Source organism: Streptococcus parasanguinis (assembly GCF_032163505.1).
Lineage (GTDB): Bacteria > Bacillota > Bacilli > Lactobacillales > Streptococcaceae > Streptococcus > Streptococcus parasanguinis_V.
Genome location: NZ_CP134147.1, coordinates 542,521 through 558,178 on the forward strand (window position 1 = coordinate 542,521; position 15,658 = coordinate 558,178).

11 protein-coding genes, 1 tRNA gene and 2 rRNA genes are annotated in these 15,658 nt (G+C 42.1%); 12 read left to right on the top strand and 2 right to left on the bottom strand.

Features of this window, described 5'->3' with window-relative positions:
- The first annotated feature begins 102 nt into the window (after window positions 1-102).
- The 6 genes from RIN70_RS02795 to RIN70_RS02820 all read left to right on the top strand — a co-directional run bounded on the left by RIN70_RS02795 (window position 103) and on the right by RIN70_RS02820 (window position 6,227).
- Window positions 103-1,902: a CAP domain-containing protein gene (locus RIN70_RS02795; RefSeq protein ID WP_195623711.1), complete on the top strand. Its 1,800-nt coding sequence runs from the start codon at window positions 103-105 to the stop codon at window positions 1,900-1,902.
- A 175-nt stretch (window positions 1,903-2,077) separates the two neighbouring features.
- Window positions 2,078-2,773: a cell wall-active antibiotics response protein LiaF gene (gene liaF, locus RIN70_RS02800; protein WP_049474474.1), complete on the top strand. Its 696-nt coding sequence runs from the start codon at window positions 2,078-2,080 to the stop codon at window positions 2,771-2,773.
- The gene (locus tag RIN70_RS02805) at window positions 2,770-3,786 is read left to right on the top strand and encodes an envelope stress sensor histidine kinase LiaS (RefSeq protein ID WP_129824776.1); all 1,017 of its coding nucleotides are present in this window, start codon (window positions 2,770-2,772) and stop codon (window positions 3,784-3,786) included. Before liaF ends, RIN70_RS02805 begins: the two co-directional genes overlap by 4 nt.
- Window positions 3,783-4,415, top strand: a complete 633-nt coding sequence (locus tag RIN70_RS02810; RefSeq protein WP_195623710.1) for a response regulator transcription factor — start codon at window positions 3,783-3,785, stop codon at window positions 4,413-4,415. Before RIN70_RS02805 ends, RIN70_RS02810 begins: the two co-directional genes overlap by 4 nt.
- A 44-nt stretch (window positions 4,416-4,459) precedes the next feature.
- Window positions 4,460-5,860: a bifunctional Cof-type HAD-IIB family hydrolase/peptidylprolyl isomerase gene (locus tag RIN70_RS02815; RefSeq protein WP_195623709.1), complete on the top strand. Its 1,401-nt coding sequence runs from the start codon at window positions 4,460-4,462 to the stop codon at window positions 5,858-5,860.
- A gap of 1 nt (window position 5,861) precedes the next feature.
- Complete coding sequence (locus tag RIN70_RS02820; RefSeq protein WP_023920312.1) at window positions 5,862-6,227, top strand: S1 RNA-binding domain-containing protein; 366 nt, start codon at window positions 5,862-5,864, stop codon at window positions 6,225-6,227.
- 50 nt (window positions 6,228-6,277) lie between these two features.
- Here the strand turns inward: RIN70_RS02820 and cysK are convergent, their stop codons facing one another.
- Complete coding sequence (gene cysK / locus RIN70_RS02825; RefSeq protein ID WP_195623708.1) at window positions 6,278-7,201, bottom strand: cysteine synthase A; 924 nt, start codon at window positions 7,199-7,201, stop codon at window positions 6,278-6,280.
- A 123-nt stretch (window positions 7,202-7,324) separates the two neighbouring features.
- Window positions 7,325-7,966, bottom strand: coding sequence for a YigZ family protein (locus RIN70_RS02830; RefSeq protein WP_195623707.1), 642 nt, complete (start codon window positions 7,964-7,966; stop codon window positions 7,325-7,327).
- Between the two features lie 55 nt (window positions 7,967-8,021).
- Here RIN70_RS02830 and RIN70_RS02835 point away from each other — a divergent pair, with 55 nt between their 5' ends.
- The 6 genes from RIN70_RS02835 to RIN70_RS02860 all read left to right on the top strand — a co-directional run bounded on the left by RIN70_RS02835 (window position 8,022) and on the right by RIN70_RS02860 (window position 15,607).
- Window positions 8,022-9,320, top strand: coding sequence for an ATP-dependent helicase ComFA (locus RIN70_RS02835; RefSeq protein ID WP_003010307.1), 1,299 nt, complete (start codon window positions 8,022-8,024; stop codon window positions 9,318-9,320).
- The gene (locus RIN70_RS02840; protein ID WP_151191408.1) at window positions 9,317-9,982 is read left to right on the top strand and encodes a ComF family protein; all 666 of its coding nucleotides are present in this window, start codon (window positions 9,317-9,319) and stop codon (window positions 9,980-9,982) included. The genes RIN70_RS02835 and RIN70_RS02840 overlap by 4 nt, the downstream gene beginning before the upstream one ends.
- An 81-nt stretch (window positions 9,983-10,063) precedes the next feature.
- Window positions 10,064-10,606 carry a ribosome hibernation-promoting factor, HPF/YfiA family gene (gene hpf, locus RIN70_RS02845; RefSeq protein ID WP_003010301.1) on the top strand — a complete coding sequence of 181 codons (543 nt, stop codon included), beginning with the start codon at window positions 10,064-10,066 and terminating at the stop codon, window positions 10,604-10,606.
- A gap of 303 nt (window positions 10,607-10,909) precedes the next feature.
- Window positions 10,910-12,457, top strand: a 16S ribosomal RNA gene (locus RIN70_RS02850).
- Between the two features lie 53 nt (window positions 12,458-12,510).
- Window positions 12,511-12,583, top strand: a tRNA-Ala gene (locus RIN70_RS02855).
- Window positions 12,584-12,706: 123 nt separating this feature from the next.
- Window positions 12,707-15,607, top strand: a 23S ribosomal RNA gene (locus RIN70_RS02860).
- Together the 16S and 23S rRNA genes with 1 tRNA gene alongside form the textbook arrangement of a ribosomal RNA operon.
- Window positions 15,608-15,658 lie beyond the last annotated feature (51 nt).

Genomic DNA, 15,658 nt, shown 5'->3' on the forward strand with positions numbered 1-15,658 from the left:
AAATATTGTGAACTGAGAAACAGGGAGGTAGAATGACTTTTGAAATATGTGCACATAGTTGATGTATCTTTCGCCTATACTTTCCCAATGGAGATTATTTAAATGGACAGAAAATATAGAGTGGTTAGTCAAGCAATCTTAGCAACAGCTATGATTGTCCCGGCATTTATAGCAACAAAAGTAGCTGCAGAAAATAGAGGATGGAATACCTCCTCTTATCGTTCAAACTATTATAACTATGGTTACAATAATTGGAACGGTTATAATGGCTATAATTCATGGACCTATAGTTATGGCTATGGATATCCAAATTGGAACTATTATTATGGCTATAACTATGGTTATCCTAGCTGGAATAATTATTATGGCTATAATGGTTGGAACTATGGTTATTCCTTGGAAAATGATGTAAACTACATTTATTGGAATGGCAATCATTATTATCGGATGAGTGATGGAACTTACCGGATCTACCGCAATGGTGAGTGGAAGCCTCTAACTAATCGGAATAACTCTACTAATAACCTTGCCAATGACCCTCATTATGTATATGAAAATGGCTACCATTATTATGTATTGGATAATGGGGATTATTACTACTATAAAAATGGCAAATGGGTATTTGTGAAGAATTCAACGGAAAATCCTGATACTCCTGATCCGGTTCCAACACCGACTCCGGATCCAACTCCAACACCTGAAGAGCCAGATCCAAGCGATAAACCGGATCAACCAGTTAATCCATCAGAACCATCTACACCAGAAGATCACGGCAACTTGATCTTCCCAGAAAATCCTCCATTTGTAGGAGCAGATGGAGAGTTTGATCCTTTCGCACCAACCCCAGAAAATCCAAGTGAACCAAAACCAGAAGAACCGGTGCAACCTGAAGTGCCTGGAAATGATGGTTTGGTATCAACAGATCAGCCTAGTGAAAACCAAATTCCTCCATACGTTGAGACACCAGCAGAAGGATTAGAACATCTTCCATGGGCTCCAAATGGACGAGCACCAAAGATAGTCTATCCTCCTGGCAAACCTGGATCAGCAGCTTTGCGTCGAGATAAGAACTACTACTTTGACGGGTCGACTCACTATTACTACGTTCCTTCTGATACGGAAGCAACTGGTTACTCTGCTTATTGGAAATGGAATGGAGATAAATGGAAACTTTATGGAATGACAGATCCGAAAGATCCTGAAATCGATCCAAAATTCCATGAAGATGCTAAAGATGATGAATATGCCTATAGCGATCGTGACTCAAGCGTGAAGCTCTATTCTACAAATCTTGTAGAAACAGCTAAAGCAGGTCAAGCTCTTCCATTTAAGAATGTGGATGAATTTAAGGACTATGTCATTAAGAAAATGAATCCTAAATTTATTGACAATGCTGGCTGGGATGCCAAAGTAGAATGGGAAATCGAGGACCCAGAACTCTTTGAGCAATCTAAAGAAAACCCATGGGCTAAAGACTATGTTTTAATCGCTAACTTGAAGAGTGGAGTAGATGACAAGAACTACAAAGATGTTGAGTTTGGCTATGTGAAATTCGTTTATCGTGTAGAAGCAACAGACAATACAAACTATATCGAGTTAGATAAAGCGAAGGAAGCATTTGCTAAGATTAACGAATTGCGAAAAGCACAAGGTTTAAAAGAATTGACTTGGTCAGATGATGTCTATAACTCACGTGCCTTACCAAAAGCCCATACTATTTCACGTCAGTACGATAGCACAGGTTTTGTAGCTCGCCGTGAAGACAATGCAACAACAGTCGCAACGAAATGGTATAACAGTGGATTGAGAGAATTAATGCTCGATCCAAATGCCACAGAAGGTGCGGTAGCAGCAGTCATCAATGGCGACGGTAACTATTACTGGGCATTCATGTATAAATAATGCCTCTAGACAACCGTTATCGGAAAGAACTTATTTAATAACAATTCATTCCGATACCAAGGACACCCAAAGGATTTCTATCTTTTGGGTGTTTTTTTGCTCTAAGTATTATCCAACCACAGACGGAAGTCAAATGAGGAAAAATTTGATAAAATAGGAAAAGATGAGGTAGACTATGTGGAAAATACAAATTTTTATTTTCGTTGAAGCCGTTTTGTTAACATTAGCAGCGATCACCATTTTATCAATCGATTTTTCCAGATTTGTTGTCTTGATGGTTCTCTTTTTGCTCCTTTTGTATTACTATTTTGGCAAACAAAAAGCGAATTTTCTATTAATCGCGCTGAGTGTGCTCTTGTTTTTTATCGTGATGCTGAATCCTTTTGTGATTGCAGCCATTTTATTTGCGGTGGTTTATGGTTTATTGATCGCCTACCCTTATATGTATAAGGAAAATGAAGCCGTTGTGTTTGATGTTGAAGAGGATACGAAAATTCGTCAGGAAAAAACTCGATGGATTGGTGATTTACAACATTTTTCAAAACAAAGTCGAGGGTATCGAGATCTGAATGTGATCCGAGTTTTTGGGAATGACACCCTCCATTTAGAGGAGGTAGCCATTTGCAATTGGGACAATGTAGTGATCATACGGAAAGGGTTTGGAAATACAAAAATTATCTTACCGATTGATTTGGAGTTGCATTTACAAATTAACACCCTGTATGGAGATCTGAAGTTTTTGGATCTTCCTGTCCGTAAAATGAGGAATGAAACCATAGACATTGAAACGGCACATTATCGGAGATCGCACCGTTCTGTAAAAATTGTGTTAGTTGGTATTGTTGGGGATGTTGAGGTGATTCGCGCATGAAGAAATTAGACTATCTCCTATTGTATTTCTATTCCCTAATGGTGGTTGCGGTCATTTGTCATACCATTTTCCATTTTGTTGGTTTTCAGTGGGGCAAACTTCTCTCAGATCTTTCCTTGCTTCAGTCATTCCTATTTTTGGTTTTTAGTCTGACGCTTGCATTGACGGCTTTGGTTGTCTTAATTATCAAAATCACGCAATTTGTAACAGTTCATGCAGTACAACAAAAGGTAGAATCTATCCTGACTGCTTCACAGCGAAAAGAAATTGCCCCCAAAGAATTGAATCAACAGTTAGATTTATTGGACAGCAAATTACTTCGACTAGAAGAAAATTTACAAAAGAGTGAAAATCGTGTGATGCGAAATGAAGAAGAAATTGTGGAAATCGAGCGTAAGAGAATTGCGCGTGATCTACATGATACGGTTAGTCAAGAATTGTTTGCAGCCAATATGATTTTATCTGGAGTAGCAGCGCAGGCCCTTGAGTTAGAGAAAAGTCAGATCCAGCAGCAACTAAATGGTGTGTCAGATATTCTAGGGACAGCCCAAAATGATTTACGCGTCTTGCTCTTACATCTTCGTCCTACAGAATTGGAAGGAAAAAGCTTGGTAGAAGGTATGGAGATGATTTTTAGAGAATTGAAGGAAAAGAGTAACCTAACAGTTGTCTTCCATCATAATGACGTGAGCATTCCAAAAGATATGGAAGAACATCTATTTCGAATCGTCCAAGAAATTGTCAGCAATACCTTGAAACATGCTAGAGCTCAACAAATGGATGTCTTTTTGCATCAGGAAGGAAAACAACTTCATTTACGGATGGTAGATGATGGAATCGGCTTTGAGCAGGAAAAATTGGAACGATTGAGTTATGGGTTGAAAAATATTCAAGAACGTGTAGAAGACATGGCGGGAACCATTAAAATAAGAACGAGTCCTCAAAAGGGAGTGGCTGTGGATATTCGCGTTCCCCTCCTTGTAAAAGATAAAAATGAAAAGGAAACTGTATGAAAGTATTATTAGTAGACGACCATGAAATGGTCCGGTTGGGATTGAAAAGCTTTTTGTCCATGCAAACCGATATTGAGCAAGTCTTAGAGGCGAAAAATGGGCATGAAGGGGTGGACTTGGCGCTGAAAGAAAGACCAGACGTCATCATCATGGATATTGTGATGCCAGAGCTAAATGGAATCGATGCGACTCTAGCCATCCTAAAAGAGTGGCCGGAAGCTAAAATTGTCATTTTGACGTCTTATTTAGATAACGAAAAGATTTACCCTGTCTTAGATGCCGGTGCCAAAGGTTATATTTTAAAGACCTCGTCAGCAACGGAGATCTTACAGGCTGTCCGGAAGGTTGCAATAGGAGAATTTGCGATTGAGACTGAAGTCAGTCAAAAAGTTGAGTCACGCAAGAACCATGCTGAATTGCACGATGACCTAACAGCTAGAGAACGGGATATTCTGGCTTTATTGACGAAAGGATATGAAAATCAACGCATAGCAGATGAACTCTTTATTTCTCTGAAAACAGTGAAAACCCACGTTTCCAATATTTTATCGAAACTAGAAGTTAGTGATCGGACACAAGCAGTCGTTTATGCTTTCCGTCACCATCTGGTGAATCAGGAAGATTTTTAAGTTGAAACATGCTATAATAGAGCAAGGAAAATAGGGGGAGACAAGTGGACGCAAAATTACGTTATAAAGCAAAAAAAGTAAAAATCGTCTTTTTTGATATTGATGATACGTTACGTGCAAAAGAAACGGGATTGATCCCAGAATCTGTCAAAGATGTCTTTCATCAGTTGAAAGAAAAAGGAATTCGAACAGGGATTGCAACCGGCAGAGGGGTTTTTGGGGTTGTTCCTGAAATTATGGATTTAAAACCTGATTTTCTAGTAACCTTAAACGGTGCCTATATAGAAGATACAAAAGGAACTGTGATCTACCAATCACCAATCAATGAAGCAATCGTTTCTTCTTTTGTGGATTGGGCCAAAGAATCCGAGATTGATTATGGGTTAGTAGCTAGTCATCAAGCCGCCCTGTCTAATCGGACACCCTTGATTAGTGATGCTATTGACATCATTTATCCTAACTTACCCGTAGATCCAGATCTGCATTTGAAAGAACCTATTTTCCAAATGTGGACCTTTGATGAACAGGATAGTGAGCTAGAGTTGCCCCCTTCTTTGCAAGAGAACTTGCGCCTAGTTTCGTGGCATCCCCATTCATCAGATGTTGTTCGCTTTGAAGCTTCAAAAGCTTCAGGAGTTTCTCATCTTGTAAATCATTTGGGCTTGAAGCCAGAGAATGTTTTAGTATTTGGGGATGGATTAAATGATCTAGAACTGTTTGATTATGCTGGAATTAGTATCGCAATGGGAAAATCTGCCCCAGAGTTACAAGAAAAAGCTGATTATATCACTAAGAATTTAGAAGAAGATGGCATATTCTATGCCTTAGAGGAGTTAAATATGGTTGAAAAAGAATTGACGTTACCACAGTTAGAACTTGCTACGGCTGACGGTCCTGTCGCTGTGATCAAAACCAATCACGGTAAGATGAACATTCAATTGTTCCCGGATCAAGCGCCAAAAACAGTTGCAAACTTTGTAGCTCTTGCTAAGTCTGGTTATTATGATGGTGTCATTTTCCATCGGATTATTAAAGATTTTATGATCCAAGGGGGAGATCCTACTGGTACAGGTATGGGTGGTGAATCCATCTATGGTGAGAGCTTCGAAGACGAATTTTCAAAAGAACTGTACAATATTCGTGGAGCCCTTTCGATGGCAAATGCTGGACCAAACACAAATGGTAGCCAATTCTTTATTGTACAAAATCAACATCTCCCATATTCGAAAAAGGAATTGGTCCGCGGTGGCTGGCCTGAAGAAATTGCTGAAATCTATACGACAGAAGGGGGAACTCCTCACCTAGATCAACGCCATACCGTATTTGGACAATTGATGGATGAAGCTTCTTTTGCTGTGTTGGATGAGATCGCGGCTGTTGAGACAGGGATGATGGATAAGCCAGTAGAAGATGTCGTGATTGAAACCATCGAGATTGAGGACTAATATGAAAATTGGAGATAAGTTAGAAGGGACCATTACAGGCATTCAACCTTATGGTGCCTTTGTCGAACTAGAGTCGGGTGTCACGGGCTTGATTCATATCTCAGAGATTAGAAGTGGTTATGTAAGTAATATTCATGATATTCTTTCAATTGGAGAAAAAGTCTTTGTCCAAGTCATCGATGTTGATGAATATTCTAAGAAAGCTAGCCTCTCTCTGAGAACACTAGAAGAAACACCACAACGAAGTATTCGACACCATCGTTTTTCAAATGACCGCCACAAGAGTGGTTTTGCGCCCTTAGCTCAACAGATGCCGACCTGGGTTAAAGAAGGAAAGGTATTCTTTAGCAAACAAGAAAAGAAATAAAAACTTCGATAGGTTGATGAAACCTATCGAAGTTTTTTTGATATAGAGAATTATTCAAATTCGTAAAGGGTAGTAGAAAGATAACGTTCTCCATTATCTGGTGCAAGAGCAAGAACTTTTTTACCGCTACCCAATTCTTTTGCGACTTCAATAGCAGCATAGATAGCAGCTGCGCTTGAGATACCGACTAAGAATCCTTCAGCTCCACCGATAGCGCGTGCAAGTTCGAAAGCTTCTTCTGAAGATACGCGACGAACACCATCATATGCATTAGTGTCTAAAGTATTTGGGATAAAACCAGCTGAAATCCCTTGGATTTTATGTGGTCCAGGTTTTTCGCCAGAAAGGACTGCGGATTCATTGGCCTCAACGGCATAGACTTTGACAGTAGGATTATTCTTTTTCAAAGTATGAGAAATACCAGAAACAGTACCACCAGTACCAACACCTGCGACAAAAGCATCTAAACCATCTTTTCCAAAGGCATCAACGATTTCTTGTCCTGTTGTTCTTTCATGTACCTCTGGGTTAGCAGGGTTTTCAAATTGAAGAGGAAGGAAGCCATTTCTTTCTGCAGCGATTGCTTCAGCTTTAGCGATAGCGCCTTTCATTCCTTCACTTCCAGGAGTCAAAACGAGTTCAGCTCCATAGGCTTGGATGATTTTACGACGTTCCACACTCATGGTTTCAGGCATGACAATCACAACTTTGTAGCCTTTAGCTGCACCGACCCATGACAAGCCAATCCCTGTGTTCCCACTAGTTGCTTCGACAATGGTATCACCTGGTTTGATCAAGCCATCCGCTTCAGCTTTTTCAATCATGCTCAAAGCAATCCGGTCTTTAACAGATGATCCAGGATTGAAGGCTTCGAGTTTGACATAGACATCTGCAGCTCCTTCAGGAACAAGACGGTTCAATTTGACAATAGGAGTGTTCCCGATCAATTCTGTAATATTTTCATAAATAGCCATAATATACCTCAGTTCTAGGTTTTCTTGATACTAACAAGTATAGTCCCTTGCGGGAAGAATGTAAAATATAGAAATTTTATGGGTGTGATAAAAAAAAACTATCGTTTCCGATAGCTTCTTTGGTTATTTTTCTACAGAAAGTAGGGGTACTTCAACCTCACGAATTCCTTGATCCTCAATAATGACTTTGCCATTGTAAAATTCGACTAAAGCTGCTGTGATAGAGTTTGTGTTTTCTTTATCTACAAAAATAGTTGACATCACCTGATCTGTAAACATCGGATCTTGTTCCGCCAATTGATGGTCTTTTAAGAAATTAGCAAATTCTTGGTATTGGGAATAAGAAAGTGTGATCCCAAGTACCACTTGCTCTTTGATTTCTACCAGTCCAATCTCTCGAACTGCTTGTGCAACACTTCCAGCATAAGCACGAATCAGACCGCCAGCGCCTAATTTAATACCTCCGAAATAGCGGGTAACCACGACACAACTATTAGTGATGCGATGATTCTCCAAAACTCCTAACATCGGTACCCCAGCGGTTCCACTAGGCTCTCCATCGTCACTGGTCCGTTTGATGTCACTTTGTTCCCCAATGATGAAAGCAGAGCAGTTATGTGTAGCCTTATAGTGTTCCTTTTTGATGGCATTGATAAAATCTCTAGCTTCCTCTTCAGAGGAGACTCGCTTGACATGACAAATGAATTTTGATTTTTTGATTTCTTCTTGAACAGTGCCGTTCTCTTTAAATGTAACATATTCCATATTCTTATTTTACAAAAAAAGAATGATTTTCTCCAACTTTTGCGAATTAATAAGTATGAAGATAGAAGATTCTTATGGAAGACTCTTAACGGAGAGTCAAATGACAAATGATCTGAAAGAAATTGCCCAAGAACTTCCAGCTATGGAAAAACAGAATGGAAGGTACCAATGTTTTCGATGTGGCAGTTTGATTGATCAAAAACTTTGGAAGTTGAGTGAGGAGGTGCTGTATTGTAGAGCCTGTATCCAATTGGGAAGGATCCGGAGTGATCAAAAACTTTATGCTATTGCACAGAAGGACTTTGAAGGACAGGAGGTGTTAAACTGGAAGGGAACCTTGACTTCCTATCAACAAGAGGTATCTGAAGGACTTATCCAAGCAGTTAAAGCAGGAAAACATGCCTTGGTACATGCTGTGACAGGAGCTGGAAAAACAGAAATGATGTATCAGGTTGTAGCAACAGCGATCAAGGCAGGAAAAGCAGTCTGTATTGCTACCCCAAGAATCGATGTCTGTATAGAATTGTACGGAAGAATGAAGGAAGATTTTTCCTGCCCCATCTCTTTGCTTCATGGAGAATCGGAACCCTATTTTAGAACACCCTTGGTGATCGCTACAACCCACCAATTGCTAAAGTTTTATCAGGCCTTTGATCTCCTTATTATAGATGAAGTAGATGCTTTTCCCTATGTAGACAATCCAATCCTATATAAAGCAGCTCAGAATGCAATAAAAAAAGAGGGGAATACCCTATATTTAACAGCAACCTCTACAGATGAGTTAGATAAAAAGGTCAAGAAAAAAGAAATCATTCGTTATAGCCTTCCAAGAAGATTTCATGGGAACCCACTAGTGGTCCCTGAAATAAAATGGGTGCCGAAAATTAGAGAAAAAATAGAAAAAGGAAGAATCCCTTACCAACTATTGCAACTGATCAAGAAACAAATACAAACTCACTACCCATTGTTAATCTTTGTATCTGAAATAGAATTAGGACAACAATTTACCGAGAACTTAAAAAAATACTTTCCCAAAGAAACAGTAGGTTTTGTATCCTCACAGACAACAGACCGTCTACGAATGGTAGAAGAGTTTAGAAACAGAGCCATAACCATGCTAGTCTCTACAACAATTTTAGAAAGAGGAGTGACTTTTCCGTTTGTAGATGTCTTTGTTTTAGAAAGTAATCACAAATTATTTACTAAAAGTGCTCTCGTACAAATTTCAGGAAGGGTCGGTCGAAGTAAAGAAAGACCAACAGGTAAACTACTTTTTCTATCAGATGGCATAACACGAGAAATGAAGAAAGCGATCAAAGAAATAAAGGAAATGAATCAGGAGGCTGGATTTTGAAAGAATGTTTGCTTTGTACTAAAGAGTTGAAAACTGGTGAACATTTCACAGACCTTATTTTTATGAATCAACAAGAAGAATGGATTTGTAAAGAATGCAAAGAAGACTTCGAACAAATTGGCGAAATCCATTGTCCTAGATGTTATAAAGATAAGGAGGAGAAAGTATGTAAAGATTGCGAATACTGGATACAAAAGGGGAATATGGTCGAACATGAAGCATTATATAGATATAATACAGCAATGAAGGACTATTTCAAGCGATATAAATTTGAAGGCGATCGTTTATTAGGAATGGTATTTGCAAGTGACCTCAAAAAAGCCTTGAAAAAGTATAAAAGCTATACGATAATACCGACTCCAATCAGCCATGAAAAAAGGCAGGAAAGAGGATTCAATCAAGTATCGACTATACTAGATTTTGCAGAGATAAAGTACAGCAGTGTCTTCCAAAAAGAAGACACTTTAGCCCAATCAAAAAAAACAAGAGAAGAAAGATTAAAAACCTCTCAGCACTTTCAATTAAAAGGAGAAATTTCAGGAAAGCAGAAATATCTAATCTTCGATGATATCTACACAACGGGCAAAACAATCGAATTAATGAAGCGCCTACTAATTGAAAAAGGTGTGAAAGAAATAAAGACATTTTCAATCGCAAGGTAAAAAAAGATTTGCAAAAACTTTATGAAAGCGTTATAATATACATATAAATAAAAACATAATGTTTAGAAAGTAGGTACTAATATGATTAAATATAGTATCCGTGGTGAAAACCTAGAAGTAACAGAAGCCATTCGCGACTATGTCGTTTCTAAACTCGAAAAGATTGAAAAATATTTTCAGGCAGATCAAGAGCTAGACGCTCGAGTAAACTTAAAAGTTTACCGTGAAAAGACCGCAAAAGTAGAAGTGACCATTCCGCTTGGATCTATCACACTTCGTGCAGAAGATGTCTCTCAAGATATGTACGGTTCAATTGATCTGGTTGTGGATAAAATTGAACGTCAAATTCGTAAGAATAAAACAAAAATCGAAAAGAAAAATCGTATTAAATCTGGTGCAGGTAAATTGTTTACCGATGCAGTTGTAGAAGAAGCAGCAACCACAGAAAAAGTTGTTCGCTCAAAAACAATTGATCTAGAGCCAATGGATTTAGATGAAGCGATCCTTCAAATGGATCTATTAGCACACGACTTCTTCATTTATCGTGATGCAGAAGACAATACAACAAATGTGATCTACCGTAGAGAAGATGGAGACATCGGTCTATTGGAAGTAAAAGAATAGAGATCAAAAAAAGAGATTGAAAACATCAATTAAATTATAGAGGAATCAGGAGCGTTTATACTCCTGATTTTTTTATATAAACAAAAAAACTTTCAAAAAAATAAAATTTTTTGGAAAAAAGTGTTGACAGTAAGGGCAGGTCATGATATACTAATATAGTTGTCGCGCGAGAGCGACAAAGACCTTTGAAAACTGAACAAGACGAACCAATGTGCAGGGCGCTATAACTAAGGTTGTAGTAACTGAACAATAAAAAAACAATAAATCTGTCAGTGACAGAATGAGTTTAAGACAAACAATTATTTTAATGAGAGTTTGATCCTGGCTCAGGATGAACGCTGGCGGCGTGCCTAATACATGCAAGTAGAACGCTGAAGCTTGGTGCTTGCACCGAGCGGATGAGTTGCGAACGGGTGAGTAACGCGTAGGTAACCTGCCTCTTAGCGGGGGATAACTATTGGAAACGATAGCTAATACCGCATAAAAGTCGATATCGCATGATATTGATTTGAAAGGTGCAAATGCATCACTAAGAGATGGACCTGCGTTGTATTAGCTAGTTGGTGAGGTAACGGCTCACCAAGGCGACGATACATAGCCGACCTGAGAGGGTGATCGGCCACACTGGGACTGAGACACGGCCCAGACTCCTACGGGAGGCAGCAGTAGGGAATCTTCGGCAATGGGGGCAACCCTGACCGAGCAACGCCGCGTGAGTGAAGAAGGTTTTCGGATCGTAAAGCTCTGTTGTAAGAGAAGAACGAGTGTGAGAGTGGAAAGTTCACACTGTGACGGTAACTTACCAGAAAGGGACGGCTAACTACGTGCCAGCAGCCGCGGTAATACGTAGGTCCCGAGCGTTATCCGGATTTATTGGGCGTAAAGCGAGCGCAGGCGGTTAGATAAGTCTGAAGTTAAAGGCTGTGGCTTAACCATAGTACGCTTTGGAAACTGTTTAACTTGAGTGCAGAAGGGGAGAGTGGAATTCCATGTGTAGCGGTGAAATGCGTAGATATATGGAGGAACACCGGTGGCGAAAGCGGCTCTCTGGTCTGTAACTGACGCTGAGGCTCGAAAGCGTGGGGAGCAAACAGGATTAGATACCCTGGTAGTCCACGCCGTAAACGATGAGTGCTAGGTGTTGGGTCCTTTCCGGGACTCAGTGCCGCAGCTAACGCATTAAGCACTCCGCCTGGGGAGTACGACCGCAAGGTTGAAACTCAAAGGAATTGACGGGGGCCCGCACAAGCGGTGGAGCATGTGGTTTAATTCGAAGCAACGCGAAGAACCTTACCAGGTCTTGACATCCCTCTGACCGCTCTAGAGATAGAGTTTTCCTTCGGGACAGAGGTGACAGGTGGTGCATGGTTGTCGTCAGCTCGTGTCGTGAGATGTTGGGTTAAGTCCCGCAACGAGCGCAACCCCTATTGTTAGTTGCCATCATTGAGTTGGGCACTCTAGCGAGACTGCCGGTAATAAACCGGAGGAAGGTGGGGATGACGTCAAATCATCATGCCCCTTATGACCTGGGCTACACACGTGCTACAATGGCTGGTACAACGAGTCGCGAGTCGGTGACGGCAAGCTAATCTCTTAAAGCCAGTCTCAGTTCGGATTGTAGGCTGCAACTCGCCTACATGAAGTCGGAATCGCTAGTAATCGCGGATCAGCACGCCGCGGTGAATACGTTCCCGGGCCTTGTACACACCGCCCGTCACACCACGAGAGTTTGTAACACCCGAAGTCGGTGAGGTAACCGTAAGGAGCCAGCCGCCTAAGGTGGGATAGATGATTGGGGTGAAGTCGTAACAAGGTAGCCGTATCGGAAGGTGCGGCTGGATCACCTCCTTTCTAAGGAAATGGAAACCTGTACGTTGGTCTTGTTTAGTTTTGAGAGGTCTTGTGGGGCCTTAGCTCAGCTGGGAGAGCGCCTGCTTTGCACGCAGGAGGTCAGCGGTTCGATCCCGCTAGGCTCCATTAACACTGTAAGGGTGTTAAGATTGAACATTGAAAATTGAATATCTATATCAAATAGTAACAAGAAAATAAACCGAAACGCTGTAAATATTTAAAGAGTTTAGGTCGCAAGACCAAAAATAAGGTTAAGTTAATAAGGGCGCACGGTGGATGCCTTGGCACTAGAAGCCGAAGAAGGACGTGACAAACGACGAAATGCTTTGGGGAGCTGTAAGTAAGCGACGATCCAGAGATGTCCGAATGGGGGAACCCACTAGCTGATGGCTAGTACTCCTATCTGTTAAGGATAGGTAGAGGAAGACGCAGTGAACTGAAACATCTAAGTAGCTGCAGGAAGAGAAAGCAAAAGCGATTGCCTGAGTAGCGGCGAGCGAAACGGCAGGAGGGCAAACCGAAGAGTTTACTCTTCGGGGTTGTAGGACTGCAATATGGACTTAAAGATTATAGAAGAATGACATGGGAAGGTCAGCCAAAGAGAGTAAGAGCCTCGTATTCGAAATAGTCTTTATACCTAGCAGTATCCTGAGTACGGCGGGACACGAGAAATCCCGTCGGAATCTGGGAGGACCATCTCCCAACCCTAAATACTCTCTAGTGACCGATAGTGAACCAGTACCGTGAGGGAAAGGTGAAAAGCACCCCGGGAGGGGAGTGAAATAGAACCTGAAACCGTGTGCCTACAACAAGTTCGAGCCCGTTAATGGGTGAGAGCGTGCCTTTTGTAGAATGAACCGGCGAGTTACGATATGATGCGAGGTTAAGTTGAAGAGACGGAGCCGTAGGGAAACCGAGTCTGAATAGGGCGTCTTAGTATTATGTCGTAGACCCGAAACCATGTGACCTACCCATGAGCAGGTTGAAGGTGAGGTAAAACTCACTGGAGGACCGAACCAGGGCACGTTGAAAAGTGCTTGGATGACTTGTGGGTAGCGGAGAAATTCCAAACGAACTTGGAGATAGCTGGTTCTCTCCGAAATAGCTTTAGGGCTAGCGTCGACATTAAGATTCTTGGAGGTAGAGCACTGTTTGGGTGAGGGGTCCATCCCGGATTACCAATCTCAGATAAACTCCGAATGCCAATGAATTATGGTCGGCAGTCAGACTGCGAGTGCTAAGATCCGTAGTCGAAAGGGAAACAGCCCAGACCACCAGCTAAGGTCCCAAAATAATTGTTAAGTGGAAAAGGATGTGGGGTTGCACAGACAACTAGGATGTTAGCTTAGAAGCAGCTATTCATTCAAAGAGTGCGTAATAGCTCACTAGTCGAGTGACCCTGCGCCGAAAATGTACCGGGGCTAAAACAATTTACCGAAGCTGTGGATACCTTTATAGGTATGGTAGGAGAGCGTTCTATGTGTGGAGAAGGTGTACCGTGAGGAGCGCTGGAACGCATAGAAGTGAGAATGCCGGTATGAGTAGCGAAAGACAGGTGAGAATCCTGTCCACCGTAAGACTAAGGTTTCCAGGGGAAGGCTCGTCCGCCCTGGGTTAGTCGGGACCTAAGGAGAGACCGAAAGGTGTATCCGATGGACAACAGGTTGATATTCCTGTACTAGAGTATGTAGTGAAGGAGGGACGCAGTAGGCTAACTAAAGCGTGCGACTGGAAGTGCACGTCTAAGCAGTGAGGTGTGAATTGAGTTAAATGCTTAATTCTATAACATTGAGCTGTGATGGGGAGCGAAGTTTAGTAGCGAAGTTAGTGACGTCACACTGCCAAGAAAAGCTTCTAGCGTTTAAACATACTCTACCCGTACCGCAAACCGACACAGGTAGTCGAGGCGAGTAGCCTCAGGTGAGCGAGAGAACTCTCGTTAAGGAACTCGGCAAAATGACCCCGTAACTTCGGGAGAAGGGGTGCTGGCTTTCAGTCAGCCGCAGTGAATAGGCCCAAGCAACTGTTTATCAAAAACACAGCTCTCTGCTAAATCGTAAGATGATGTATAGGGGGTGACGCCTGCCCGGTGCTGGAAGGTTAAGAGGAGTGCTTAGCGTAAGCGAAGGTATGAATTGAAGCCCCAGTAAACGGCGGCCGTAACTATAACGGTCCTAAGGTAGCGAAATTCCTTGTCGGGTAAGTTCCGACCCGCACGAAAGGCGTAATGATTTGGGCACTGTCTCAACGAGAGACTCGGTGAAATTTTAGTACCTGTGAAGATGCAGGTTACCCGCGACAGGACGGAAAGACCCCATGGAGCTTTACTGCAGTTTGATATTGAGTGTCTGTGCCACATGTACAGGATAGGTAGGAGCCATTGAGATCGGGACGCCAGTTTCGATGGAGGCGTTGTTGGGATACTACCCTTGTGTTATGGCCACTCTAACCCGGTAGGTTAATCATCTACGGAGACAGTGTCTGACGGGCAGTTTGACTGGGGCGGTCGCCTCCTAAAAGGTAACGGAGGCGCCCAAAGGTTCCCTCAGAATGGTTGGAAATCATTCGCAGAGTGTAAAGGTATAAGGGAGCTTGACTGCGAGAGCTACAACTCGAGCAGGGACGAAAGTCGGGCTTAGTGATCCGGTGGTTCCGTATGGAAGGGCCATCGCTCAACGGATAAAAGCTACCCTGGGGATAACAGGCTTATCTCCCCCAAGAGTTCACATCGACGGGGAGGTTTGGCACCTCGATGTCGGCTCGTCGCATCCTGGGGCTGTAGTCGGTCCCAAGGGTTGGGCTGTTCGCCCATTAAAGCGGCACGCGAGCTGGGTTCAGAACGTCGTGAGACAGTTCGGTCCCTATCCGTCGCGGGCGTAGGAAATTTGAGAGGATCTGCTCCTAGTACGAGAGGACCAGAGTGGACTTACCGCTGGTGTACCAGTTGTCTCGCCAGAGGCATCGCTGGGTAGCTATGTAGGGAAGGGATAAACGCTGAAAGCATCTAAGTGTGAAACCCACCTCAAGATGAGATTTCCCATGATTTTATATCAGTAAGAGCCCTGAGAGAAGATCAGGTAGATAGGTTAGGAGTGGAAGTTGTGTGAGCAATGGAGCGGACTAATACTAATAGCTCGAGGACTTATCCAAAGAGTCAGAAGATATTGACAACGTGAGTTTAACTTGTTAGAATATAGATGT